This window comes from Pantoea dispersa (assembly GCF_014155765.1).
GTDB classification, from domain to species: Bacteria; Pseudomonadota; Gammaproteobacteria; order Enterobacterales; family Enterobacteriaceae; genus Pantoea; species Pantoea dispersa.
This window is the reverse complement of the sequence record NZ_SCKT01000001.1, coordinates 320876-347371: the sequence shown is the minus strand read 5'-3', so window position 1 is coordinate 347371 and position 26496 is coordinate 320876. Positions and strand designations below refer to the sequence as shown.

At 59.3% G+C, this 26496-nt stretch carries 20 protein-coding genes and 1 pseudogene; 11 read left to right on the top strand and 10 right to left on the bottom strand.

Annotated features, from left to right (window positions below):
* Positions 1-129 precede the first annotated feature (129 nt).
* Genes H7K56_RS01660 through rstA form a run of 3 tightly spaced genes read right to left on the bottom strand, consistent with a single transcriptional unit; the run spans position 130 to position 3662 of the window.
* Positions 130-1617: a carboxypeptidase M32 gene (locus H7K56_RS01660; RefSeq protein ID WP_125308779.1), complete on the bottom strand. Its 1488-nt coding sequence runs from the start codon at positions 1615-1617 to the stop codon at positions 130-132.
* Positions 1618-1629: 12 nt separating this feature from the next.
* Positions 1630-2940 (bottom strand): two-component system sensor histidine kinase RstB, encoded by a 1311-nt coding sequence (rstB, locus tag H7K56_RS01655; RefSeq protein ID WP_150361045.1) that lies wholly within the window; start codon positions 2938-2940, stop codon positions 1630-1632.
* Complete coding sequence (rstA, locus tag H7K56_RS01650) at positions 2940-3662, bottom strand: two-component system response regulator RstA (RefSeq protein ID WP_021506113.1); 723 nt, start codon at positions 3660-3662, stop codon at positions 2940-2942. Before rstA ends, rstB begins: the two co-directional genes overlap by 1 nt.
* A 175-nt stretch (positions 3663-3837) precedes the next feature.
* On the opposite strand from rstA, the gene H7K56_RS01645 reads away from it, so the two are divergent.
* Entirely contained in the window at positions 3838-4251 is a 414-nt protein-coding gene (locus H7K56_RS01645; protein WP_021506112.1) for a hypothetical protein, read from the top strand.
* Here H7K56_RS01645 and H7K56_RS01640 read toward each other — a convergent pair whose 3' ends face one another.
* Positions 4252-5643, bottom strand: a complete 1392-nt coding sequence (locus tag H7K56_RS01640) for a basic amino acid/polyamine antiporter (RefSeq protein WP_150361044.1) — start codon at positions 5641-5643, stop codon at positions 4252-4254. It lies immediately after the preceding gene.
* Positions 5644-5849: 206 nt separating this feature from the next.
* On the bottom strand, positions 5850-6806 hold the full coding sequence (ydgH, locus tag H7K56_RS01635; RefSeq protein WP_021506110.1) for a DUF1471 family protein YdgH: 957 nt from the start codon (positions 6804-6806) through the stop codon (positions 5850-5852).
* Positions 6807-7344: 538 nt separating this feature from the next.
* On the opposite strand from ydgH, the pseudogene pntA reads away from it, so the two are divergent.
* Positions 7345-8784: pseudogene (gene pntA / locus H7K56_RS01630) on the top strand (Re/Si-specific NAD(P)(+) transhydrogenase subunit alpha); the annotation flags it as partial.
* Here pntA and H7K56_RS01625 read toward each other — a convergent pair.
* The gene (locus H7K56_RS01625) at positions 8682-9614 is read right to left on the bottom strand and encodes a LysR substrate-binding domain-containing protein (RefSeq protein ID WP_375140404.1); all 933 of its coding nucleotides are present in this window, start codon (positions 9612-9614) and stop codon (positions 8682-8684) included. The pseudogene pntA and the gene H7K56_RS01625 sit on opposite strands and share 103 nt — an antisense overlap.
* Before the next feature lie 323 nt (positions 9615-9937).
* On the opposite strand from H7K56_RS01625, the gene H7K56_RS01620 reads away from it, so the two are divergent.
* Together H7K56_RS01620 and hglS are read left to right on the top strand one after the other, a co-directional pair.
* Positions 9938-11272, top strand: coding sequence for an MFS transporter (locus tag H7K56_RS01620; protein ID WP_058758506.1), 1335 nt, complete (start codon positions 9938-9940; stop codon positions 11270-11272).
* Between the two features lie 88 nt (positions 11273-11360).
* Complete coding sequence (gene hglS / locus H7K56_RS01615; RefSeq protein ID WP_150361042.1) at positions 11361-12701, top strand: 2-oxoadipate dioxygenase/decarboxylase HglS; 1341 nt, start codon at positions 11361-11363, stop codon at positions 12699-12701.
* A 68-nt stretch (positions 12702-12769) separates the two neighbouring features.
* Here hglS and H7K56_RS01610 read toward each other — a convergent pair whose 3' ends face one another.
* Positions 12770-13204, bottom strand: a complete 435-nt coding sequence (locus tag H7K56_RS01610) for a DoxX family protein (protein WP_058769762.1) — start codon at positions 13202-13204, stop codon at positions 12770-12772.
* 191 nt (positions 13205-13395) lie between these two features.
* On the opposite strand from H7K56_RS01610, the gene H7K56_RS01605 reads away from it, so the two are divergent.
* Together H7K56_RS01605 and H7K56_RS01600 are read left to right on the top strand one after the other, a co-directional pair.
* Positions 13396-14919, top strand: a complete 1524-nt coding sequence (locus H7K56_RS01605; RefSeq protein WP_150361041.1) for a carboxylesterase/lipase family protein — start codon at positions 13396-13398, stop codon at positions 14917-14919.
* A 212-nt stretch (positions 14920-15131) separates the two neighbouring features.
* Positions 15132-16808: a methyl-accepting chemotaxis protein gene (locus tag H7K56_RS01600; RefSeq protein WP_150361040.1), complete on the top strand. Its 1677-nt coding sequence runs from the start codon at positions 15132-15134 to the stop codon at positions 16806-16808.
* On the opposite strand, the gene H7K56_RS01595 is transcribed toward H7K56_RS01600, so the two are convergent.
* The gene (locus H7K56_RS01595) at positions 16766-17647 is read right to left on the bottom strand and encodes a LysR substrate-binding domain-containing protein (protein WP_150361039.1); all 882 of its coding nucleotides are present in this window, start codon (positions 17645-17647) and stop codon (positions 16766-16768) included. The genes H7K56_RS01600 and H7K56_RS01595 overlap by 43 nt on opposite strands.
* 125 nt (positions 17648-17772) lie before the next feature.
* Between H7K56_RS01595 and H7K56_RS01590 the strand changes: the two genes are divergently transcribed.
* Both H7K56_RS01590 and H7K56_RS01585 read left to right on the top strand, forming a co-directional pair.
* Positions 17773-18939, top strand: a complete 1167-nt coding sequence (locus tag H7K56_RS01590) for a methionine aminotransferase (RefSeq protein WP_059008773.1) — start codon at positions 17773-17775, stop codon at positions 18937-18939.
* A gap of 13 nt (positions 18940-18952) precedes the next feature.
* Positions 18953-19732 (top strand): transporter substrate-binding domain-containing protein, encoded by a 780-nt coding sequence (locus tag H7K56_RS01585; RefSeq protein WP_021506096.1) that lies wholly within the window; start codon positions 18953-18955, stop codon positions 19730-19732.
* 63 nt (positions 19733-19795) lie between these two features.
* On the opposite strand, the gene pepT is transcribed toward H7K56_RS01585, so the two are convergent.
* On the bottom strand, positions 19796-21022 hold the full coding sequence (gene pepT, locus H7K56_RS01580) for a peptidase T (protein ID WP_132462565.1): 1227 nt from the start codon (positions 21020-21022) through the stop codon (positions 19796-19798).
* 114 nt (positions 21023-21136) lie between these two features.
* Between pepT and H7K56_RS01575 the strand changes: the two genes are divergently transcribed.
* A complete protein-coding gene (locus H7K56_RS01575) occupies positions 21137-22732 on the top strand; it encodes an ABC transporter substrate-binding protein (RefSeq protein WP_058758514.1) in 1596 nt (531 codons plus the stop codon).
* On the opposite strand, the gene H7K56_RS01570 is transcribed toward H7K56_RS01575, so the two are convergent.
* Positions 22722-23636 carry a LysR family transcriptional regulator gene (locus H7K56_RS01570; protein WP_059008775.1) on the bottom strand — a complete coding sequence of 305 codons (915 nt, stop codon included), beginning with the start codon at positions 23634-23636 and terminating at the stop codon, positions 22722-22724. The genes H7K56_RS01575 and H7K56_RS01570 overlap by 11 nt on opposite strands.
* Positions 23637-23783: 147 nt before the next feature.
* Between H7K56_RS01570 and H7K56_RS01565 the strand changes: the two genes are divergently transcribed.
* Positions 23784-25205 (top strand): M20 family metallopeptidase, encoded by a 1422-nt coding sequence (locus H7K56_RS01565; RefSeq protein ID WP_136547716.1) that lies wholly within the window; start codon positions 23784-23786, stop codon positions 25203-25205.
* A complete protein-coding gene (locus tag H7K56_RS01560) occupies positions 25202-26476 on the top strand; it encodes an MFS transporter (RefSeq protein ID WP_104092921.1) in 1275 nt (424 codons plus the stop codon). Before H7K56_RS01565 ends, H7K56_RS01560 begins: the two co-directional genes overlap by 4 nt.
* Positions 26477-26496 lie beyond the last annotated feature (20 nt).

Genomic DNA, 26496 nt, shown 5'->3' with positions numbered 1-26496 from the left:
CGCGCCTTCAGTGAGGGAATGGTATCGGCGTGTAACGGATTGTACAAAGCAGGAAAACCGGGCAGGGCGGGGATAAGTGCGGATCACTCTCCGTGGAAAAAACGGCGGCCGGGCAGGCCGCCGCACGGATCAGGCAGAGAGATAACGCTGTTCCAGATGCTGACGGAAATAGTGTGGATTAAGCGCTTCGCCAGTGGCATTGATCAGCAGCTGCTGCGTCGGGAAGCGGCTGCCGTGCTGCCAGATGTTCTGCTGCAGCCAGTCAAACACCGGTTGCAGTTCACCCTGCTGAATCAATTCGTCCACCTGCGGAATGGCGCGCTTTACCGCCTGGAACAGCTGAGCGGCGTACATCGCGCCCAGCGTGTAGGTCGGGAAGTAGCCGAAGGCACCGTCGGTCCAGTGAATATCCTGCATACAGCCGTCGCGATAGTTGCCGCGCGTATCAATACCCAGCGACTGCTGCATTTTTTCATCCCACAGCGCCGGAATATCCTCGACTTCAATCTCGCCTTCAATCAGCGCCCGCTCGATTTCGTAACGTAAAATCACGTGGGCCGGATAGCTCAGCTCATCGGCATCGACGCGAATAAAGCCCGGCTTCACGCGCTGTGTCAGCCGAATAAAGTTGTTGCGCTCCAGCGCCGGCTGGTCGCCCATCAGCGCCACCACCTGGGGATGAATATGCTGCAGGAAGGCGTGACTGCGCCCCAGCTGCATCTCCATAAACAGGCTCTGCGATTCATGCATCGCGGTCGAGCGCGCCAGCGCCACCGGCTGTCCGCGCCACTGCTGTGGCAGATTCTGCTCATAGCGCGCATGGCCGGTTTCGTGGATCACGCCCATCAGCGCGCTGAGAAAATCGTTTTCGTTGTAGCGTGTGGTGATACGCACATCTTCCGGTACGCCGCCGCAGAACGGGTGCGCGCTCACGTCCAGTCGGCCGTGATTAAAATCAAACCCTAATGTCGCCATCACGCTCAGGCCGAGCTGCTTTTGTGATTCGATGGCGAAGGGGCCGACCGGCTGGGCAATCGGCGTTGCCTGCTGGCGGGCTACCGCTTTTTGCAGCAGATCCGGCAGCCAGCTTTTCAGATCGCCAAAAGTACTGTCGAGCTGCGCGCTGGTCATGCCTGGCTCAAACACATCCAGCAGCGCATCGTAGCGTGATACGCCGAGCGCATCGGCGCGCAGCTGAGCCTCTTCGCGGCTCAGCTTCACCACTTCTTTCAGGTTAGCGCTGAAGCCCTGCCAGTCATTGGCCGGACGCTGACTGCGCCACGCGTGTTCACAGCGCGAGCCGGCCAGCGATTTGGCTTCCACCAGCGAGGCCGGCAGCAGCGTTGCCTGGCGCCACGCGCGCTGCATTTCGCCCAGATTGGCCTGTTCCACATCGTTCAGCGACTCCTGCCCGGCGGCGTCAAACAGCCCGCCGAGGCGCTTGTCGGTCAGCAGCTCGTGCATAAATACGCTCAGCTCCGCCATCGCTTCTCCACGCGCCTGGCTGCCGCCCGGCGGCATGGTGGTTTGCATATCCACGCCGGCAATCGCGCCCAGATGGCCAAAACGCGCCAGGCGCTGAAAAGTGCGGCTAAGTTCCTGATAAGCTGCAGTCATGTAACAAGCTCCTTATGAAGGTAAGCGCGACGTCACGTCGCGCAGGGGGAGATCAACCGGCCAGCAGAAGCGCACGCAGGCGCCGCCCAGCGGACTGCTCTCAATCGAGACCTGGCCCTGCAGCGCCTGGGCTATCGAGTGCACAATCGCCAGACCGAGTCCGCAGCCGCCGGTGGCGCGATCGCGGCTGGGATCGAGCCGTACGAAAGGCTCGAATACCCGCTGGCGTTCATCCGGCGGAATGCCCGGACCATCATCTTCAACCTGCAGATTGCCGATGGCGTCGTCAAACCACAGGCTGACGCGCAGCCGCTGCTGCGCATAGCGCAGGGCGTTATTAACGAGGTTATCCAGCACCCGCTCCATCAGGCGCGTATCTGCCGCGCCAATGTTTTCCAGCTGCGGAATATCCAGCGTAATGTGCGTCTGCGGATTCATGGTCTGCACGTCAGCGATGTGCACGCGCAGCCACTGGGCCAGATCGAAAGATTGCAGATTGAGGTCAACGCGCGGCCGGTCGAGGCGCGCATAGGTCAGCAGCTCCTCAATCAGGCTCTCCAGCTGGCCGACGTCACGGTTCAGCGCTGCGGATTCTGCCGCGCTGAGGTTTTCACTCATCTCCAGCCGGTAACGCAGCCGGACCAGCGGCGTGCGCAGTTCGTGCGCGATACCGTCAATCAGCTGTTTTTTACTCGCCACCAGCGTATTGATGTTGTCCGCCATCTGGTTGAACGCCACGCCAAGGCTGTGCAGGCTGGAGGTATTTTCAAAATGGGTGCGCACGTCAAGCTCGCCGCGACCAAAGCGCTGAGCCGCTTTCTCCAGCCGCTGCATCTCCTGCCAGTGCGGGCGCAGCCAGATGAACACCGGCAGCGCCAGCGACATACCAATAAACGCCAGCAGGGCGATATCAAGGATGCGCATCTGGTGCAGATAAAACAGGTAAGGAATCGGTCCGACCGACAGCACATAGTGGCTGCGCGGGATGTGCTGCAGGAAGGTGTACTGATCGTCGAGGGCGACGATTTCACCGGCGCGCAGCCGCTTCATGTCGGCTTCGTCCAGCTGATACTTGCTCATCGGTTCGATGTGCAGCTCAAAGGATAAATCGAGATCGAGGTTGCGGATGGTTTTATTCCAGTCGCGCGGCGGGATCTCACGCAGTTCGCTGCGCATCAGAAACAGCGAGCTGGCCATCAGGTCGTTCATCGACTGGCGTCCGGCGCGCTCGGCGGTGAATTTGTACACCAGACCCACCAGCAGCGTCATCACCAGGAAGCAGACGAACAGCAGCAGATAGAACTGAATGAAGAGCTTTCTCATCAGGAGCGGGTATCCCAGGCCTGCGGCGCGAACAGATAGCCTTTGTTACGGATGGTTTTGATGCGGAACGGCTCGGTGGCGCTGTCGTACAGTTTCTTGCGCAGGCGTGAAATGGCGACGTCGATGCTGCGATCCATGCCGTCATAGCTCACGCCGCGCAGGGTTTTCAGCAGCGCGTCACGGTCGAGAATTTCTCCGGCGTGGCTCGCCAGCTCCCACAGCAGATCAAAATCGGCGGTCGAAAGGGTTATGGGTTCGTCGAACAGGATCACCTGGCGGTTGAGCGCATCAATGGTGAGCGAACCAAACCGCAGCACCTTTTGCGAGCTCTGCACGGCGGGTGCGGCTTCCGGTTTGGCCACGTGCGCCTGGCGCAGATGCAGCCGCAGACGCGCCAGCAGCACCGCCGGCGGCGTGGTTTTCAGAATATAGTCATTGGCGCCCATCTCCAGCGCCAGAATGTGGTTCATGTCGCTGTCGAGCGAGGTCAGCAGCACAATCGGTCCCTGCCAGTGCGCACGCAAATCGCGGCACAGCGTCATGCCATCTTTGCCCGGCAGCATGATATCCAGTAATACCAGATCCGGATCGGCGGCGAGAATGGTCGCTTCCGCGCGATCGCCGCGCGTCTCAACCAGCACCTCAATATCGTGGCGGCCAAGATAAGCCGCAATCAGTTCGCCGACTTCCGGCTCATCTTCCACATAGACAATTTTGTTCATAATGCTCTGTCATGGCTGAGAATGTCAGCAGCATAGCTTTTCCTGGTCCTGAGCTCTACGCTACCGCACGAATTATCCTTGTCTTACTGGTATGTACACCGTGAAATGTGCCATTATTACCGGCGCGTTCTGGCGCAAGGTTCGGAATCGTACTGAAAACAGGAGGAGTGCGAGGGTGTCTGATAAAGAGCTGGCTTCAGCCGGATACAGTGACCGCATCTGCTTCAACTACAGTGACTTCCTTTCCGCTTCCTGCAAAAAACGCTGGAGCTTTGTCGATGCCATTTACGGCGTGATGCCAATTTTTGGCATGGTGACGCGCAAGTCCGGGCACAGTTTACAGGCCAGCGACGACCATCTGAAAGAATTAGCATTACAAATCATTTCAACCCAGGTCAGCGACGAAATTAACATCGCCCGACTGATCACTCTGGCCGAACAGCAGCACATTAGCCGCTTCGATATTCAGCTGCCTTATCCGCTGTCCGCTGAGCAGCTTGACGCCATCCATCTGGAATACCGCAAGCCACTCAATCTGACACAGCAGAATGATCTGCTGTGCGTTTCCATTCCTTTACAACCACACTGATTAGCGCGTCAGCTGCCACAGCGCGGGCAGTGAGGCGGCAATTAACAGCACGATGGCGATGCGCTCCAGCGCAAACAGCGGTTGATCGCCGCGGCCACCGCGTCGTGCATACAGGAACAGCAGCAGACCCGGCGCGTAAAGCACCACTGACAACAGCAGATGCAGCGGCCCCGAGGCGTAGAGCAGCCACAGTCCATAGGCGCTGGCACCGAGACCGGTCAGCAGGGCCAGCGGTTTGTGCTGACCACGTACCACTTTGACCAGATACAGACCGACCAGCAAATAGGGCACGAGGATCATTTCTGAGGCGATAGTCAGCAGCGTGTTGTAATCCGCGCCGGTAACCGCGATCAGAATCAGGCACACCTGCACGCTGCCGTTAGTCAGCCACAGTGACGCCGCCGGCGCGTTATGGCGGTTCTGCCGGGCAATGCTGCGCGGAAACGCACCCTGCTGCGCGGCGAGGAACGGGACTTCCGCCGCCATAATGGTCCAGCTGAGATAGGCCCCGCACACCGAGATAATCAGGCCAACCGCAATCACCGCATCGCCCCAGTGACCGAGCAGCCGTTCCATCAGACCGGCCATCGACGGATTGCGCATCTGCGCCAGTTCCGCACGCGGCACCACGCCAAGCGACAGCAACGTCACCAGCAGGTAGACCAGCAGCGCGGCCAGCACCGCCAGCAGCGTGGCGCGCCCAACATCTTTCTTGTGGCGCGCGCGGGCAGAGACCACCACTGCGCCTTCCACGCCAATAAATACCCACAGGGTGATCAGCATGGTCTGTTTAACCTGCTGCCACAGCGGCTGGCCGAGCGCTGCGCCGTCAAAGTCAAAACGGAAGCGATCGTAATTAAACGCCAGCAGCGCCAGCACCACGAACAGCAGCAGCGGCACCAGTTTGCCCAGCGTCGCCAGCAGGTTGATGCTGGCCGCGGTCTGTACACCGCGCAGCACCAGCCAGTGCACCAGCCACAGCAGCACGGAAGCGCCAAGCATCGCCTGCCAGGTGTTGCCATCGCCAAACACGATGCGATCCGGCGTATCGGTAAAGAAGCTCAGCGCTGAAAACACAATTACCAGATACGAGACGTTGGCAATCACCGCGCACAGCCAGTAGCCCCATGCCGAGCAGAAGCCGGTCAGCTCGCCGAAGCCGGCGCGCGCGTAGGTGAAGATGCCGCCATCCAGTTCCGGCCGCAGGCGCGTCAGCAGCAACATGGCCAGCGACAGAAAGAGGATACCGACACCGGTGATCAGCCAGCCGATCAGCAGCGCCGCCGGACCGGCAACCGCCGCCATATTTTGTGGCAGGCTAAAGACGCCCGCGCCGAGCATCGAGCTGAGCACCAGCGTAGTGAGCGCGCTAAGACCTAATTTTTTATCCAAAACGCCATTCCTGAGCAGCAGAGTGTGCTGGGTAGTAGTTGTTCAGCCAGAGTGTAACGTGGCAATCAGTCCCGTTTAAAACGGAATACCCTGAAAACAGGCGGCAGATTTTACGGAGAGCGAACGGTGAAGGCAATGCAAGACTATGCAGATTTGCACACGGATTATGCAAACGGCAGGGCGACGGGCGCCGCCCTGCGCGGGGATTATTTAAACAGGTCAGCAGTGACGGTCAGGTTGCCGCCGCTCTGGTTCTGCCACTGGCGCGTAATGTGATAATACTTCGCGCCTTTGGCGATGGCGCGTTTGCCCACGGCTTCTGAGATCTCGGTTGGCGTGCCGAAGTGATCGGAGAAGGAGATGGTGTCAAACGGCTGCATCTGTGCGGCCGTGATCGCATTGACTTCCTGCACGCTGCGGCCATCCGGCTGCGTCACAGTATAACGCTGACCGGTAGAGCTTTGGGTTTCAAAGAAACGACCCACGCTGGTGCTCGGCGTATCCGAGGAAGCAACGCCAGGGATTGCCACTTTCTTCGCCGCTGCGCCGCCCGCAGCCAGGGCTGCTTTGCCGGCTTCAGAATCAGCCGGAATCGAGTCAGACGTATCCTGCACCACGCGCGCTTTGGCATCGGCTTTATACACGTAGGCGGTCACGTACTGGTTGCCACCGTTGTTAGCATCCACCTGACGCACAATAAAGAAGGAGGCCGCACCTTTGTTTTTCGCCGCTTTGGCGATGGCTTCGTTCACGTCCGGCTGGCTGGAGAAGAAGCCGCTGACGGAGACGGTGTCAAACGGCTCAAGGCGATATGCTTCCGCCTTAGGCAGCTCTTTCACGCCGTTGAACATCCGGTATTGCGTGCTTTGTTCCACTTTCGCTGCATTGGCTTTGTACAGATCGGCGGTAACGCGCCAGTTGCCACCGTTACCGTTGCTGTCGTTGATGCCCTGCACGTAGAAAGAGTCCGCGCCTTTGGCGTCGGCGGCTTTAGACACGGCGTCTGTTGCATCGCCAATTGCATTAAAACGGCCGCTAATATTGATGCGTTCGAATGGTTTTAACGCGGCCGCTTGTTCTGGCGTTAACTCTTTGGCAGCAAACGCATTGGCTGCCAGCAGTGATAACAGGGTTGACGCCAGAATGGTGTTCTTCAGCTTCATAAAAATGATCCTTCGCCTTACGCAAATTGAGTACGAAAACGTGCTGGACTCTTGATGTATAACAGATTAGCCGCTGATTATTGCATGTAATAATCGGCCTGTCTCAGCCAATTTATGCGCATAACATTGACAATCCCAGCATTTTATTCATCGGCCTGTCATCTTTCGCTGTTATGGCTTTTTTTTGGTCAGCTTACCGCTTTAACCGGTATCGCTTAGTACCATAATAGTTAACGCATTGTTAAATATAGGTTTTTAAAAACAGTTAATTCGTCATGACACGATTAGGCACAGCAGATTATTTTCCATAATGCCGCAAACCTGGTCGCATCCCGCGGTATTCATCGCTGGCATCTGAATATCTGTGGGAATGTCATAAGTGTGCGTTATGGCGCTAGATCGTCCTGGGCATTTTCAGTAGGTTATAAAGACTTTGTTACATAGTGCATTTCGCTCATAAAAAGCTGAAACAGCGTTTCGGCTTTTAAGCATGTGCCCCTTACAGAACCTCATCCTTTAATCATGGAAAGGAAACAGTATGTTAATTGGGATACCCAAAGAGCGGTTAGCCAATGAGTCCCGCGTCGCAGCGACGCCAAAGACCGTTGAGCAGCTCATTAAGCTGGGATTCAGCGTCACCGTTGAGCAGGGTGCCGGGTTGCGCGCCAGCTTTGATGATGACAGTTTTATCGCCGCCGGTGCCAGCATCAGTCATCCGCAGGATGTCTGGCAGTCCGACATCGTGCTGAAGGTGAACGCGCCAGACGACAGCGAGATCGTCCTGATGCGCGCGGGCAGCACGCTGGTGAGCTTTATCTGGCCAGCGCAGAACCCGGCGCTGCTGGAGAAATTAGCCGCACGCAACATCACCGTAATGGCGATGGATTCCGTACCGCGTATTTCGCGCGCGCAGTCGCTGGATGCGCTCAGCTCGATGGCGAACATCGCCGGTTACCGTGCCATTGTCGAAGCAGCCCATGAGTTTGGCCGCTTCTTTACCGGGCAAATTACCGCCGCCGGTAAAGTGCCACCGGCAAAAGTGATGGTCATCGGGGCTGGCGTGGCCGGTCTGGCGGCGATTGGCGCGGCGGGCAGCCTCGGTGCCATCGTGCGCGCCTTCGATACCCGTCCGGAAGTGAAGGAGCAGGTGCAGAGTATGGGCGCCGAGTTCCTTGAACTCGACTTTCAAGAGGAAGCGGGCAGCGGCGACGGTTACGCCAAAGTGATGTCCGAGGCCTTTATCAAGGCGGAAATGGCGCTGTTCGCGGCGCAGGCGCAGGAAGTGGACATTATCGTCACCACCGCGCTGATCCCGGGCAAACCGGCACCGAAGCTGATCACCGCAGAGATGGTGGCCAGCATGAAGCCGGGCAGCGTGATTGTTGATCTCGCGGCAGCCACCGGCGGTAACTGCGATCTGACCGTCGCCGACCGCGTCACGCTGAGCGACAACGGCGTCAAAATCATCGGCTACACCGATCTGCCGAGCCGGCTGCCAACGCAGTCCTCGCAGCTGTACGGCACCAATCTTGTGAACCTGCTGAAGCTGCTGTGTAAAGAGAAAAACGGCGAGATCGTGGTTGATTTTGACGATGTCGTGGTGCGCGGCGTCACGGTAATTCGTGACGGAGAAGTGACCTGGCCTGCGCCACCGATTCAGGTCTCTGCTGCGCCACAGGCCGCAAAACCTGCCGCACAGCCGCAGGTAAAAGCGGCAGAGAAGCCCGCTACGCCGTGGCGCAAGTATCTGCTGCTGGCGCTGGCCGTGGTGCTGTTCGGCTGCCTGGCCAACGTCGCGCCAGCGGAATTCCTGTCGCACTTTACCGTGTTCGCGCTTGCCTGCGTCGTCGGGTATTACGTGGTGTGGAACGTCAGTCACGCGCTGCATACGCCGTTAATGTCCGTCACCAACGCCATCTCCGGCATTATTGTGGTGGGCGCGGTGCTGCAGATGGGGCATGGCGGCTGGGTCACCTTCCCGGGGCCGGGCGATGCGATGGGCAGCGCGCTGAGCGCATTGTGACTTAAATCTTCCTTCACCGCGCCGGATGGCACAAACCACACATAGTCATAACGCAGCGCCAGCTGGCGGGCCAGCGAGGTGGAAGAGGTTTCGACACAGTTGCCCGGCAGCGAGCAGCCTTGTTCATCCAGCATGTGCTGGGCAATACGCCGCGGCGCGGTGCCTTCAGGCGAAATCACCACTGGCCACTGCATGGCGCGGGAAAGTGTGACGTTGTCACTTAAGAGCGGATGCTCCGGTCGCACCACCAGCTTGAGCGATTCGAGAAACAGCAATTCGTAGGTCAGGCCGGTCATCATTTCGCTGTCCGCCATACGGCCAATGCCAATATCAAACTCCCCGGCGCGCAGGCCAGCCAGCAGCACATTATTGTGCAGCGTGGCCACCTGTACCGTGGTGTTCGGCTGCTGTTCGTGGAAGCGATCCAGGATCTGCGGCAGCATCCCCATGGCGGCGGTGGTGAGGGCGCCAAGGCGGATCACGATCGGGCGTCCGGAAACCGGCGAGTTGAAACTTTGTCCGGCGTGGTTAAGCGCATCCAGTACTTTCACCGCGTGGGTCAGGAACTGTTCTCCCAGTGTCGTCAGCTGAGCACCGAGGCGACCGCGCTCAAACAGACGGGCGCCCGCCAGTTCCTCCAGCTCATTCAGCGTTTTAGACAGCGCCGGCTGACTCAGATTGAGGGTTTCCGCCGCGCGGCCCAGCGTGCCCTGTTGCGCGACTGCCACAAAGGTGTGTAAATGGCGCAGACGAATGCGCTGATTAAAGAGATGATTTTTGTCCATAAACGCCAGCGTAATGAGTCAGAGCGGTCAGCGGCAAGTGGCTGACCGAGATTCTGTTAACTTACCTGCAAAATTATATTAACAAAAACGGTCAGCGTGAGAAGTTTTAGTAAGTGGCTGTATTGGTTGGCTTTATAAATAACCGGGCGTCCGGGCGCATCTATGCATTCAGCGTTATCAGTAGCTTAGCGGGAAAAACGTTGAATAATTCTCAATTTCACTTAAAAATCCTGCCCGTTATTGTTAACGATGCGCTATCATAAGCGCCGTTTTTTTTACCAAAACTGATGACCTATTCGTGATAATCCTGCAGGAGTGGTACCGTGACCAGCGCTGAAGCCATTGACGTCCGCCAGCTCATCAACCAGAGCGCGTTAAGCAGCTGGCAGAAGCGTTTAATTGCGCTGTGCTTTGTCGTGGTAGCGCTGGATGGCATGGATATCGCGCTAATGGGCTTTATCGCGCCGACGCTGAAAGCCAGCTGGGGCGTGACCAATCATCAGTTGGGGATGGTGATTAGCGCGGCGCTGATTGGCCTGGCGCTGGGTGCCATGGTGGCTGGACCGCTGGCCGATCGCTACGGCCGCCGCGTGATGATTCTGCTCAGCGTGCTGTTTTTTGGCCTCTGGACGCTGGCGACCGCCATGGCGCAAAACATCGAACAGATGATGCTGTTCCGCTTCCTCACCGGTCTGGGGCTGGGAGCGGCGATGCCCAACGTCGGCACGCTGGTGGCCGAATACGCGCCCGAGCGGCGTCGCTCGTTTATTATCACCGTGGTGTTCTGCGGCTTCACCTTTGGCGCGGCCTCCGGCGGTTTTGCCGCCTCGTGGCTGCTGCCGCGCTATGACTGGCATTCAGTGATGCTGATGGGCGGCGTGCTGCCGCTGCTGGTGCTGCCGTTTCTGCTGCGCGGCCTGCCGGAGTCGGTGCGCTTTCTCATCAGCCAGCGCGCGCCCGCTGCGCGCATTCACGCCATTCTGGCGCGCATGCTGCCGGGCAGCGTCCGGCCTGACAGCCATTTTCAAAGCAGTGAACCGCTGGCCGCGCGTCACGGTGCAGTGGCCACCGTCGTCTCACCCCGCTACCTGTTTGGCAGCCTGATGCTGTGGGGCGGCTACTTTATGGGGCTGTTTCTGGTCTACCTGATCGGCAGCTGGCTGCCATCGCTGATTAACACGCTGGGCATGTCTGTCACGGAAGCGGCCATCGTCACCGCCATGTATCAGGCGGGCGGCACCGTTGGCTCACTGTTTGCCGGCTGGCTGATGGACCGCATCAACGCCAATCTGGCGCTGGCCATCATTTACTTTTGCGGCGGGATCGCCATCGTGGCGCTCGGGTTTTCCCCGGCGCAGGTCGGGTTGATGAGCGCCATCGCCTTCTGCAGCGGCTTCTGTTTTAACGGTGCCAACACCGGCATGAATGCACTCTCGGCCAGTTACTATCCCACTCATGCCCGCGCGACCGGCTCCAGCTGGATGCATGGCGTTGGCCGCATCGGCGCGATCATCAGTGCCTTCGTCGGCGCTGAGCTACTGTCCCTCGGCTGGTCGTTTAGCCAGATCTTTCTGCTGCTGGCGTTGCCGGCGGCGCTGACCACGCTGATGCTGGTACTGAAATGCCGCTTTGGTGACCAGCCGCGCGCCACCGAGTGACAGGGCGATCACAGTTCCGCGAAAATGTTACCCGCCGCTAAAGGGTTGATCTACAGTAGCAGCAACCCTTTAGCCCAAGGTGATGACCATGGATAACTTTCTCACCCGCGATGCCATCCGCACGCTGTTCTCTCAGGCCATGTCGGCCATGTACCAGCAGGAGGTGCCGCAATATGGCACCCTGACGCAGCTGGTTACCGCCGTTAACGAACGCACCTTAGAAGCCCAGCCGGCGCTGAAAAACCGTCTGGCCGCCGCCGATGAGCTGAGCCGCCTCGGCGTGGAGCGTCACGGTGCCATTCGCGTCGGCACTGCCGCAGAGCTCAGCACGCTGCGGCAGATGTTTGCCGTGATGGGGATGGAGCCGGTGGGCTATTACGATCTGTCACAGGCGGGCGTGCCGGTGCACTCTACTGCCTTTCGCCCGGTCAGCGACAGCGCGCTGCGGCGCAATCCCTTCCGCGTTTTCACCTCGCTGCTGCGGCTGGAGCTGATCAACGATGCCGCACTGCGCGACAAAGCCGCGGCTATTCTGGCGGCGCGCGACATCTTCACGCCTGGCTGCCGGGCACTGATCGCGCAGCATCAGCAGCAGGGCGGTCTCAACGCTGCCGATGCCGCCCGCTTTGTTCAGGAGGCGCTGGAAACCTTTCGCTGGCATGCGCACACCACGGTGGACAGCGCCACCTACCGCGCGCTGAGCCAGCAGCATCGCCTGATTGCCGACGTCGTGTGCTTCCGCGGTTGCCACATCAATCACCTGACGCCACGCACGCTGGACATCGATCGCGTGCAGGCGCTGATGCCTTCGCGCGGCATCGAACCGAAAATCCTGATTGAGGGACCGCCGCCGCGCGCGGTGCCGATTCTGCTGCGCCAGACCAGCTTCAAAGCGCTGGAAGAGGCGGTGCATTTTAATGATGGCACGCCTGGCACCCATACCGCGCGCTTTGGTGAAATTGAGCAGCGCGGCGCGGCGCTTACGCCTAAAGGCCGCGCGCTGTACGACCGGCTGCTGGCGCAGGCCGGTACCGGCAGCGATAACCAGCAGCATCAGCAGCACCTCAGCGCGGTGTTTCGTGATTTTCCTGATGATGAACAGACGCTGCGCGAGCAGGAGCTGGCGTGGTTCCGCTACCGTCTGACGCCGCAGGGCGAGCATCAGCCGCCGCGCGCCGGGGAAACCGTGGCGCAGCTGCTGGCCGCCGGACGTTTAGAGGCGGAACCGATTGTCTACGAAGATTTTCTGCCGGTGAGCGCGGCTGGCATCTTCCAGTCGAATCTGGGCAACCAGACTCAGGCCCGCAGCGCCGGGAATGCCAGTCGTGCCGATTTTGAAGCCGCGCTCGGTGCCACCGTGCAGGATGAGATGGTGCTGTATCAGCAGACGCAACAGCGCAGTCTGGCCCGCTGCGGCGTGCAGGAATAGGGCGTAAAAAAGCGGCCTGAAAAGTGACAGGATCACTTTTACAGGCCGGCTGTTTTTCTTTCTAATGATTATTGCAGGCGTGCGTCGCGCACCAGCGTATATTTTCCGGCACCCAGGAACAGGATGGCCAGCGCGCCCAGCAGGTAAAGCGCTTCCGTTTCCAGCGACCAGGCGCCGACATCGGTGCGATGCCAGAGTGCGCCCATTTTCACCAGCAGCGTTGCGACTACCATGTTAACGGCAATGATAAAGGCCGCCGGGCGCGTAAGCAGGCCAACGATGACCATGATGGGTGCCACAATTTCCCCGATGTAAGCACCGTAAGCGATGAAACCTGGCATGCCTTTGACGCTGAGCAGATGGGCGATCCAGCCGACGCCATGAATCGCCTTAAACTCGCCATGAAACAGCAACAGCCCGCCGAAGGTTAAGCGTAACAGCAATTTACCGAAATCCGGGTGATCGCTCATCCGGGTGAACAGCTGATTGATGCCAGCAAACATCGCGTCTCTCCGTCACGCCAGGTTAACTTGCAACCATAAAACAGAATGCGCCGCTGCAGTTAACCAAAAAATTTGATGAAGTTGTTCAATGAATCGGTCGCTTATTCGGCTTAATCTGCAAATGCTTGCAGAACATAGACATTCCACTGAGGCCTGCAAATAATGGAATCAGGCTTTACCAGGAACCCGCAATGAAAAATGAACGACGTCTGAGGATCATGACGGCAGAAGGTGAACTCAGAGGCCTGATGGATGATGAACTGTTTACCTTTAAAGGAATACCTTATGCAGCGCCGCCGGTTGGCGCACTGCGCTGGCGTCCGCCGCAGCCGGTGGTACCGTGGCAAACGCTGCGCGACGCCACCGCGTGGGGCGATGCCAGCTGGCAAAATCGTGATTACTGCGTGGCGGCCGGCGGCGGCGATCCGGGCCGCTTCAGCGAAGATTGCCTCTATCTGAATGTCTGGACGCCTGATGTCGAACCCGTTACGCCGTTACCGGTGATGGTATGGCTGCACGGCGGCGGCTTCAGCATTGGTGCCGGCAGCCTTGATCCCTATCGCGGCAAAGCGCTGGCAGCGCAGGGCGTGGTGGTGGTGACACTCAATTACCGCCTTGGCCATTTCGGCTTTTTTGCGCATCCGGCGCTCGACGCCCAGTATCTGCCGGGCAAGGTGGTCAATAATTTTGCGCTGCTGGATCAGATTGCCGCGCTGCAGTGGATTCAGCGCAACATCCCGGCATTTGGCGGCGATCGCCATAACGTCACGCTGTTTGGCGAATCGTCCGGCGCGCGCAGCGTGCTGTCGCTGTGTTGCTCGCCGCTGGCCGAAGGGCTGTTTCATAAGGGCATCGTGCAAAGTGCCTACAGTCTGCCGGACGTGCCGCATAAGCAGGCGCAGCAAACCGGCCTGCAGGTGGCAGCGCATTTCAATCTGGCCGCGGATGCCAGTGCGGAACAGCTGCGCGCACTGCCGGCCGACAGTTTCTGGCCGCTGGAGCGACCGCTGGCGCTGGGGCCGGTGGCCATCAGCGGCGATGCGGTGCTACCCAGACCGATGCTCGACACCTTTATGGCGGGTAAACAGCATCGCGTGCCGTTGATGATTGGCAGCAACAGCGACGAAGCCAGCGTGCTGGACTACTTCGGCGTGGATGCCCGCAGCGTGTTACAGCAGCTGCGCAGCAAAAGTCGCCTGAGTTATCGCCTGCTGAAGTGGCTGTATGATATCCATGATGACAGTCTGCTGGGGCGCGCGGTGGCGCGCGACATGGCGTTTACCGTCATGCCGCTGCTGGTGGCGCAGTCGCAGCACAGCATCGGCATGCCTGCATGGCGTTACTGGTTTGATTATGTGTCAGAAAACGCGCGTCATCTCTACCCGCACGGCACCTGGCACGGCAATGAAATTCCTTATGTCTTCAATACGCTCGCGACGCTGCCGCCGCCGGGTGACTGGCATTACAGCGCCAGCGATATCGCCTTTGCCGGCCGCGTCAGCGCCTGGTGGGTGGCATTTGCACGTGATGCCAGTGAGTTCAGCCATCGGCTGCGGCTCGACGGGGAACCTGACTGGCCGGTATGGCGGCCAGGGGAAGATTTGACTCTTGCTTTTGGTCACGACGGTAAAGCGGAATCGGTGCTGAAGACGCGATTTATGCGCGGCCGTCTGCGTCTGTTTCGCCTGATGATGCGCAGCCACGTTAAACTTTAATAAGCCTGCTAATCATGTAAAAACATCAATGTTTTTTTAAGGCAAATTGGCCGCTATCTGCCTGATTTTACGATCGCTCAGCCGCTCCGCGCGGCACCTCATCCTGCAATTAATTAGCTTACAAAACATTTATCTTTTCCCGGTTCGCTGCCGATAAATACCCTAAGCCCTGTTTTATCCGGGCTGCCAGCGTTCACACCAGGGGATTATGTATGGGTATGTTAAAAAACTTCACGATTCGCGCCGTTATGCTGACCATTCTCGGGCTTTTCTGCCTGTTATGGTGTGGCGTAGGGCTGTTCAGCGTCCACTCGCTGAATGCGCTTGGCGAGGGTAACGAGATTGATCGTCAGCTGGTAAAGCAGATGACGGTGCTCAGCAAAGGCAACGATCAATATTTCCGCGTGGTCACGCGCCTGTCGCGGGTAATGGAAGGCCGCACCGCCGGTAACGCGCCGACCGCAGAAGCGTTCGCGCCGGTGCAGCAGGCACTGGATAACATGAAACAGCAGTTAACCCAGTTCAAAGCCATGGCGCCGGGTCCGATGGACAGCGAGACGGTGAACAGTGTGATCAGCAGCTGGCAGAAACTGCTGGATGAGGGTATCGCGCCACAGGTGGCGCTGGCGCAGCAGGCTTCACTGGATGCATGGCGCGCGCAGGCCAACAATGTCACGCCGCCGCTGAGCCGGGCGTTTGGTGCCAGCGCAGAAGCGTTTAATCAGGCCGCCAGCAGCAAGCTGGATGAGACCCGCGTGACCGTGGACACGCTTACCAGCATGACCAAAGTGATTATTGTGTCGGCGGTGGTGTTCGGCTTATTGATTCTGCTGTTCACTGACCGTTACCTGGTGACGATGCTGGTGAAACCGCTGGATCGCATCCGTAACCATTTTACCGTGATTGCGCAGGGCGATCTCAGCCAGCCGGTGGAAGAATTTGGCCGCAACTGCGTCGGCAAACTGGTGCCACTGCTGCGGGCGATGCAGGACAGCCTGCGTGAAGCAGTCAGCGCCATCCGCAGCGGCACGGAGAACATCTACCGCGGCGCAGCAGAAATTTCAGCCGGCAATAACGATCTTTCATCGCGCACCGAAGAGCAGGCGGCCGCGCTGGAACAGACCGCAGCCAGCATGGAGCAACTGACCGCCACGGTGAAATTCAACGCCGATAACGCGCGTCAGGCCAGCGCGCTGGCGGAGACCGCCACCGGAACCGCGCAGCAGGGCGGCCGTCTGGTTGGCGAAGTGGTGACCACCATGCAGGGCATTTCCGGCAGTTCGAAAAAGATTGCCGAAATCACCAGCGTGATCAACGGCATCGCCTTCCAGACCAACATCCTGGCGCTCAACGCGGCGGTCGAAGCGGCGCGTGCCGGTGAGCAGGGGCGCGGCTTTGCCGTGGTGGCCAGCGAAGTGCGCAACCTGGCGCAACGCAGCGCCGGCGCCGCAAAAGAGATCGCTACGCTGATTGAAGATTCCGTGTCACGCGTTGAAAAGGGCTCGGAGCTGGTCAGCAGCGCTGGCAGCACCATGCATGACATTCTGAAGTCGGTGCAGGATGTGAATGAGATCATGAAGCACATCGCTGCCGCGTCGGAAGAGCAGAGCAAAGGGATTTCGCAGGTCGGCACCGCCGTCACCGAAATGGACAGCGTCACCCAGCAGAACGCGTCGCTGGTGGAGCAGGTGTCAGCGGCGGCCAGTGCGCTGGAGCGTCAGACCGAAGAGCTGCAGGCGTCGGTGGCGAAGTTCCGTCTGTCTGACAGCGCGCCGCGCGCGCAGACCGTGGTATCCACTGCTGCGCCTGCGCTGCGCCGGCCGGTGTTATCTGCCGCCGCAGGCGCTCAGGGTAAACCCGCCAGCAGTGAAGAGTGGGTTTCATTCTGAGGCTGACACAACCACGCCACCAGCTGCGGCAAAAACGGTGGCGCATCTTTTTCCGCCCGCTGTAACAGGCTGTAGCTCGCCCCGGTTGCCACACTCGCGGCAAACGGGGCAATTAACCGCCCATTCGCCAAATCATTCTCCACCAGCGTAATATCCGCCACCGTCACGCCAAATCCCTGAATCGCCGCGCTGATCGCCAAATCCATGGTGGCGAAGTGCTGATTGCGCGCCATCGGCAACTGCTCCGCCTGGCCGGACAGCCACAGCTGCCAGTCGCGCGTATCGCCGGTCGGATGCAGGAAGGTGAATCTGGCCAGTTCGCTGACATGGCGTGGCGCCGGTACGCTGCTGGCCAGCACCGGCGTCAGGCGCTCGGCAAACAGCGGAATGGCACCGGCAGGCGGCGTGCCGAATACAATCGCCGCATCAAAGTTTTCCAGCTGCGACGCGTGATCGAGCGTGGTGGTGAGCGCCACGTGGATGTCTGGCCGCTGCTGCTCCAGCGCCACCAGACGCGGCACCAGCCAGCGCATGGCGCAGGTCGGGGCTTTCAGCCGAATCGAGGCGTTGCTGCGGCTGGCTTTCTCAGTGGCATTGACCAGCAGATTGAATCCCTGTTGCAGCTCCGGCAGTAGCGCCGCGCCCTGATCGGTGAGATGCAGACCGCGCGCGTGGCGTTCAAACAGGGCAAATCCCAGCCAGCTCTCCAGCGCCGCAATTTTGCGGCTCACCGCGCCCTGAGTGATGCACAGTTCGCTGGCGGCGCGCGTCAGGTTGAGATGACGGGCGGTGACCAGAAAGGCATGAATGGCGTTGAGCGGCAGAGCAGAGCGGGACATAACGGCCTCGAGCTATGATTTTTTATCATGGCTATTATGACAACAATTCGCTTGTCGACTCAAGCGTCGCGCCGTTGAATAGAAATCTACTTCCGATACGTGGTTATGCAACCTGTGGAGCAATGATGACCCTGAACAGCAGCGTGAAGCTCTCCTCCAAACAGCCGGACGTCGGCACCACCATTTTTAGCGTGATCGGCCAGCTGTCCGCACAGCACCAGGCCGTTAATCTCTCTCAGGGCGCACCCAATTTCCCGTGTGACCCGCAGCTGGTTGAGCTGGTCAGCCAGGCGATGCGCGACGGCCATAATCAGTACGCCGCCATGACCGGTTTACCGGCGCTGCGTGAAGCGCTGGCGGAGAAGGTGCACCGCCTGTATGGCCAGCAGTACGATGCCGCCAGCGAAGTCCTGATCACCGGCAGTGCCAGTCAGGGCATCTACATGGCGATTTCGGCGCTGGTGCATCCGGGTGATGAAGTGATCTTCTTTGAGCCAGCCTTTGACAGCTACGCGCCGGTGGTGCGGTTACAGGGTGCGACGCCGATCGGCCTCAAGCTGCAGGTGCCGGATTTTGCGATTGACTGGGACGAACTGCGTGCCGCGATCACGCCGCGTACGCGCATGATTATCATCAATACGCCACATAACCCGAGCGGACAGGTACTGAATGCCGCCGATCTCGACCAGCTGGCGGCCCTGACGCGTAATACCGACATCGTGGTGTTGTCTGATGAAGTCTACGAACACATCGTGTTTGACGGCCAGACGCACTGCGGCATGGCCACGCACGCGGAACTGGCACAGCGCAGCGTGGTGGTGTCCTCCTTCGGTAAAACCTTCCACGTCACCGGCTGGCGCGTCGGCTATGCGCTGGCGCCTGCTGCGCTGATGGCGGAGATCGTCAAGGTGCATCAGTTCATGATGTACGCCGCCGATACGCCAATGCAGGTTGGCTTCGCGCAGTATCTGCAGAACCCGCAAAACTATCTGCAGCTGTCGTCGTTTTATCAGGCGAAGCGCGATCGGCTGCAGACGCTGCTGCAGGATTCACCGTTCAGGCTGTTACCGAGCGCCGGTTCGTTCTTTATGTTGGCCAGCTACGGACATTTCAGTGACGAAAGCGACAGTGAAATGGTAAAACGTCTCATCGTCGATCACGGTGTGGCTACCATTCCGCTGTCGGCGTTTTATATGGATGGCACTGACAATAAATTAATCCGCCTTTCTTTTGCTAAAGACGACGCAACGCTCGAAGCCGGCGCGCAGGCGCTGTGCCGGGTTAAAGGGTAATTAGGGGAAAATAATGAAAAAACTGAACGCACTGTTTATCGCACTGGGCATGATCACCTCCGTGCAGGCGCTGGCGCAGGAGAGCCTGCGCTACGGTCTGGAATCACAATATCCACCGTTTGAAAGCCGCAACGCGCAGGGCGAGCTGGAGGGTTTTGACATCGAACTGGGCAAAGCCATCTGCCAGGTCGGCCATTTTGACTGTAAATGGGTTGAGAGCAGCTTTGATGCGCTGATCCCGGCGCTGCAGGCGAAAAAATTCGATGCGATTAACTCGGCGATGAACATCACCGAGGCGCGGGCGAAAAGTATCGACTTCACCAACCCGATCTACCGCATTCCCACCATGCTGATTGTGAAGCAGGGCGAGAAACTCGAGCCGACGGCGGCGTCGCTGAAAGGAAAAAATATCGGCGTGCTGCAGGGCTCAATCCAGGAAACCTACGCTAAAAAGCACTGGGAATCCCAGGGCGTGACGGTCACGTCGTATCAGGATCAGAACCAGGTATACAACGACATGGTCGCTGGCCGTCTTGACGGTACGCTGGTGATGTCCGCCGCCGGTCAGTCTGGTTTCCTCGATAAGCCGCAGGGCAAAGGTTTCGCCTTCGCCGGTAAGCCGGTGGAAGACGACACCATTCTCGGTTCCGGCATTGGTTTCGGTCTGCGCAAAGGCGATAGCAAGCTGAAAGGTGAACTGGATGCGGCCATCGCCAAAGTCCAGGCCGACGGCACCGTGACTAAACTGGCGGCGAAATTCTTCCCGGGCATTGACGTCAGCGTCAGCAAGTAAGCGGGTGTCAGCCTGACCGGCAGTCGCCGGTCAGGCATCTTCGGCGATTCCCTGCAACCACGCTTATTTAGCCGCCAGATAACAGAGCGCTTCCGCCACCTGATACGACTTCACAAACGACGGGATCGGCAGGAATTCAAAGCGCGAATGGAAATTGTGCGCGCCGGTGAAGAAATTCGGCGTCAGTAACCCTTTGGCCGACAGCGCAGACCCATCGGTGCCGCCGCGCATCGGAATCACTTTAGGTTCCACGCCCACCTGCTGCAGCGCAGCAAAAATCAGATCAATTGCCCGCCGGTCCTCACCTATCGCGTTACTGATGTTGCTATAGATATCATTGATCTTCAGCGCGACGTGACCTGTCGGATAGTGCGCGGCGATCTGATCGGCGACTTCCACCAGCTGCTGCTTCTTCGCATCAAAACCCTTCAAATCGAAATCGCGAATCGACGCTTTCAATACCGCGTGGCTGGCATTGGCCTGCATATCATTGAACCAGATATAGCCTTCGCGCCCGGCGGTATGCTCGGGCGTGGCAAGCCGGTCGAAGCGGGCGATGAAGTCGTGCGCCATCAGCAGCGGATTCACCAGCACGCCTTTGCCCGACATGGGATGCGCCGGCACGCCGGTGAAGGTAATTTCAGCGGAGGCGCCATTGAAGCACTCATACACCACTTCGCCCAGCTCGCAGCAGTCGATGGTCCAGGCGAAATCGACGTTAAAGCGCGTCTCCAGGTCCAGCGCCTTGGCGCCGCGCAGGCCAATCTCTTCATCCGGCACAAACGCCACCACCACATCACCGTGCTCGCCACGCAGGTTCTCCACCAGCGTCATCACCACGCTGACTGCCGCTTTGTTGTCGGCCCCCAGCACGCTGGTGCCGTCGCTGAACACAATCTCCTGACCGACATACGGCAGGATTTCCGGATGCTCCGCCACCCGCAACCAGATGTCCTGCTGCGCATTCAGACACAGATCCGCACCCTCAAAGCGCAGGGTTTGCGGATGGATATCCGGCGATAGCCCGACATCCACGGTATCAATATGGGTGATAAAGCCTACGCGCGGCGCGCCAGGCCGGTTGCCCGGTTTCACGGCGGTCACCGTGGCATGCTGATCAATCACCACATCCTGCAGACCGAGATCGCGCAACTCCTGCGCCAGCAGTTCCGCCATGGCGTGTTGCGACGGCGTACTGGGCAGCGTGCTGGATTTGGCATCGCTCTGGCTGGAGACCGCCAGATAACGGTAAAAACGCTGGGTCAGCTGACGGGCAAGTTGGTCTGTCATCACAATTCCTTATTAGCTTTGCGCCACTGGAGATACGCCAGACGGCTAAATCATGTTATTTATGAAATAAATACCGATGCTGGCTCATGGAAGTCAATAAAAAGCGAGAAGACGATGAAAAAGATGATAGGAAAACTGGCGCTTAGCGCACTGGGGTTAGCGGTTGCAGGCGGCGTCTCGGCGAAGACGCTGGTTTACTGTTCTGAAGGCTCGCCGGAGAACTTCAACCCGCAGCTCTACACCTCCGGTACCAGCGTGGACGCCAGCGCCGTGCCGATTTTTAACCGCCTGGTGGATTTCAAACCGGGCACCACCGAGCTGGTGCCCAGCCTGGCGGAGCGCTGGGAGATCAGCCCGGACGGCAAGGTCTATACCTTCCATCTGCGCAAAGGGGTTAAGTTCCAGAGCAATAAACTTTTTACGCCGTCGCGCGATCTCAACGCCGACGACGTGATCTTCTCGTTTATGCGCCAGCTGGATACGAAAAACCCGTATCACACCGTTTCGGGCGGTAACTATGCCAACTTTGAAAGCCTCGAGCTGGCAAAACTGATCACCCGTATCGATAAGGTGGATGATCTGACAGTGCGGATTACGCTGGCCCATGCCGAAGCGCCGTTTCTCGCCGATCTGGCGTGGTATTTCGCCTCGATTCACTCGGCGGAATATGCCGACCAGATGCTGAAAGCCGGTACGCCAGAAAAAGTGGACATGCAGCCGATTGGCACCGGACCGTTTGAGCTGGTGCAGTATCAAAAAGATTCCCGCATTCTCTACAAAGCCTTCCCGCAGTACTGGCAGGGCAAGGCCAAAATCGATCGTCTGGTGTTTTCCATCACCCCGGACGCCTCGGTGCGCTATGCCAAACTGGAGAAAAACGAGTGCCAGGTAATGCCGTTCCCTAATCCGGCCGATCTCGACAACATGCGCCACAACCCGAACATCACGCTGGAACAGAAATCTGGCCTCAACACCGGTTTCCTGTCGTTCAACACCACCAAAGCCCCGCTGGACAACGTGAAAGTGCGCCAGGCGCTGGCGATGGCCATCAATAAGCAGGCGATCATTGATGCCATCTTCAAAGGTACCGGCACGGTGGCGAAAAATATTCTGCCGCCGGATGTGTGGAGTGCTGATAAAGATCTGCAGGATTACGCCTACGATCCGCAACAGGCCAAAGCGCTGCTGCAGCAGGCCGGCATTCAGCCGGGCACCGAAATTTCGCTGTGGGCGATGCCGGTCCAGCGGCCGTATAACCCCAATGCCCGCCGCATGGCTGAGATGATTCAGGCCGACTGGGCAAAAGTGGGCATCAAAGCCAACATCGTCAGCTATGAGTGGGGCGAATACCTGAAGCGCGTCAAGGGCGGCGAGCATCAGGCGGCGCTGATGGGCTGGACCACCGCCACCGGCGATCCGGATAACTTCTTCGGGCCATTGTACAGCTGCACCTCGGCGAACGGCGGCTCCAACTCGTCCAAATGGTGCTATGCGCCGTTTGAGAAGATCATCACCGAGGCGCGCGCCGAGCAAAATCACGACAAGCGCGTGGCGTTATACCGCGAGGCGCAGCAGATGATGCATGACCAGATGCCGGCAGTCATGATTGCGCACTCAACGATTTTTGAGCCGGTGCGTAAATCGGTCAGCGGCTACCAGGTGGATCCGTTCGGCAAGCATATCTTCTATCCGGTGGATATCACGCCTTAATCGCAGCGGACAGCGCGCTGAGCTGCTGTTGCAGAAAGGTCAGAAACAGAGTCAGGGCGGCGCTGCGGGGTCGCCCTGACTGCGTCTGCAGCTGCAGCGTACGCTGGCTCAGCTGATCGATATTGACCGCGCGCATCACCAGACCCTGCTGCTGCGCTTCCTCCGCCAGGGTAAAACTGCTGCAAATGGTCACCGCCAGCGGCGTGCGCAGTAAAAAATGGAACAGGGTGGAGAAGTTGTCGCAGGTCAGCACCGGTTCAATCAGGTGGCCACTCATGTGGCTGGCCAGCTCAAACAGCTGGCGTACCGTGGTGTTTTGCTGCGGCAGCGCCAGCGGATAGTGGCTGAGATCGGCCAGCGCCACCTGCGGCACGCCCGCCAGCGGATGGCTGTCATGCATCACCAGCAGCACTGGTGCCGGCCATGAGCCCACCACCTCAACGGCTCGTTCTGCATGCAGGCTGAATTGTAATGCCACGTCGCACTCGCCGCTGCGCAACAGTTCAGCCACGCCCTGTGCGCTCGCCACCCGTACGTCAAACAGCACGCCGGGATGATCGCGGCGAAAGGCGGCAATCAGCCGGGGCAGCAGGGTAAACGCCAGCCCGTCGGTGCAGGCGACACGAATCAGCGTGCGCCGCACCGCCTTCAGCCCTTTGATCTCCGCCAGCGCATACTCCATATCCAGCAGATTTTTGCGCACGTGATGGGCAAAAATCTCGCCGGCCTCGGTCAGCACCATGCCGCGCGCATGACGCGCAAACAGCATCACGCCCAGCTGCTGCTCCAGCCGCTGAATCTGGCGGCTGATGGCAGAGACCGCCACAAACAGCTGGGCGCTGGCTGCGCTGAGCGAACCGCAATCGGCTACCGCGAGAAAATAACGCATTTCGGTGCTTAACATGCCATGGCCTCCGTCTGTGCCTGCCTCGAAATCGGGCAACGCAGCTTTGCTTTAAAGGCAAATCTTACTCGATAAATTGATAATTGTGGCAAAGCTGCCTTTCCGCAAAGATGAAAAAACAGCAGACCTATAACAGGCAGGGCAAACATGACAGCACAACAGGCGGTTCAGCAGGCCACCGCATATTTCGACAGCGGGGAATTTCAACGTATCCTGGCGCGCCGCGTGGCATGGCGCACCGAGAGCCAGCGCGACGATCGCGATGCGGCACTACAGGACTATTTGCAGCAGGAGATTGCGCCGCAACTGCAGGCGCTGGGCTTCACGCTACAGCTCATCGATAACCCGCACGCCGCCGGCCGGCCATTCCTTGTGGCGGTGCGCATGGAAGATCCCGCCTTACCGACCTTGCTGAGCTACGGGCACGGTGATGTGGTATTCGGCGATGACGAAAACTGGCGCAGCGGGCTGTCGCCGTGGCAGCTGACCGAAGAGGGCGATCGCTGGTACGGACGCGGCAGCGCCGACAACAAAGGTCAACACTGCGTCAATCTTGCGGCGCTGGAGCAGGTGTACCAGGCGCGCGGCGGCCGTCTCGGCTTTAACTGCAAATGGCTGTTTGAGATGGGCGAAGAGATCAGCTCGCCGGGGCTGGCGCAGCTGTGTCAGCAGCAGGCGGAACTGTTGCAGGCTGACCTGTTCATTGCCTCAGACGGTCCGCGGCTCAACGCCGTGCGGCCGACGCTGTTCCTCGGTTCGCGCGGTGCGGTAAATTTCCGCCTGACCATCAACGCGCGTGACAATGCTTATCACTCCGGCAACTGGGGCGGACTGCTGAGCAATCCCGGCACCCGGCTGGCCAGCGCCATCGCCACGCTGGTGGACGCGCAGGGCGTGCTGCAGGTGGAGGCGCTGCGGCCCGACTCGCTGACGCCGCAGGTGCGCGCCATTCTCAGCGATATCGAGGTGGGTGGCATGCCAGGCGATCCCGCGATTGACACCAACTGGGGCGAGCCAGGCCTGACGCCTGCCGAACGCCTGTACGGCTGGAACACGCTGGAAGTGCTGTCGTTTCTCACCGGTAATCCGGCGCGCCCGATGAATGCCATTCCCGGCAGCGCGACGGCGGTGTGCCAGCTGCGTTTTGTGGTCGGTACCGACTGGCAGCGGCTGGCGCAGCACGTCAGCGCGCATCTGGCGCAGCACGGCTTCCATGATGTTGAGGTTGAGTTTTTGCGTGGTTCACCCGCCACGCGTCTTGATCCTGACGATCCGCTGGTGCACTGGGTGCTGAACAGCATGGCGGCAACCAGCGGCAAAAAACCGGCGCTGCTGCCCAACCTTGGTGGATCGCTGCCAAATGAGGTGTTCGCGGAGATTCTGGGCCTGCCAACGCTGTGGGTGCCACATTCGTATCCCGCCTGCGGTCAACATGGCGTGAATGAGCACATGCTGAAATCGATTGCCCGCGAAGGGCTGCAGATCATGACGCAGCTGCTGTGGGAGCTGGGCGAGCAGGGCACGGAATGGCTGGCGCAACACCGCGCCTATGCCGGAGGTGGCGCATGAGCAGCCTCAGCCATAGCGCGCCGCTGAGCGGCGTGAAGCCAAACCTGCACAAAACGCTGTTTGCGACCTGCATTGGTAATGCGCTGGAGTGGTTCGACATTGCGGTATATGGCTTCTTCGCCAGCTATATCGCCCACGCCTTCTTTCCCACCAGCGATGCGTCGGTCTCGCTGCTGCTGACCTTTGGCAGCTTCGGCGTCTCCTTTCTGATTCGCCCGCTGGGTGCGGTGGTGCTGGGCAACTATGCCGATCGCCACGGGCGTAAAAAAGCGCTGCTGCTCTCCATCAACCTGATGATGCTTGGCGGAGCCATCATCACGTTTATGCCGGGCTACGACAGCATCGGCCTGCTCGCACCGCTGCTGATCCTGCTGGCGCGCCTGGTGCAGGGCTTTTCTGCCGGTGGCGAGTTTGGCAGCTCCACGGCGTTTCTGGTCGAGCATTTTCCCGAGCGCAAAGCCTTTATCGCCAGCTGGCAGTTCGCCACCCAGGGCGCCAGCACGCTAATGGCTTCGGCGTTTGGTCTCGGTCTGACGCAGATCCTGAGCGAAAGCCAGATTCAGGCGTGGGGCTGGCGTATTCCGTTTGCCTTCGGCCTGCTGATTGGCCCGCTCGGGCTGTATATCCGCCGCCACGTGCATGAGCCCGCCAGCTTTGCCGCACAGACGCCGGAAGCGGCCCCGCTGAAACGGCTGTTTGGCCGGCAAAAAGCGCTGATGCTGCTGGCGATTGGCCTGATGGTGATCTCCACGGCGGTCAACTACATGCTCAACTACGTGCCGACCTACGCAACCAAAAACCTGCATCTGCCGGGCTCGGTGGCCTTTACTGCCACGCTGCTGGCCGGGGTGATTCTGACGGTAGTGACGCCGCTGATGGGATTGTGGGCGGAGCGCATTGGCCGCCTGCCGCTGATGTGGGGATCGCTCATACTGCTGATGGTCACCATCTATCCGGCCTTTCGGCTGGTGGTCAATCACACTACGCCGACCACGCTGATTGTGCTGGTATGCTGGATGGCGCTGCTGAAATCGATCTATTTTTCTACCGTACCCTCGGTGATGGCGGATCTGTTCCCGATTGGTACGCGCGCCAGCGGCATGGCCATCAGCTATAACATTGCGGTTACGGTGTTTGGCGGTTTTGCACCGCTGATTTGCACGCTGCTGATCAGTGCCACCGGCACCAGTCTGGCGCCGGGCTACTACCTGATGGCGATGTCGCTCTTTAGCGGGGTAGCGCTGCTGCGCAGTCAGAAACGGATACGCTAAGTGGCAACCGGTGCGCGCTG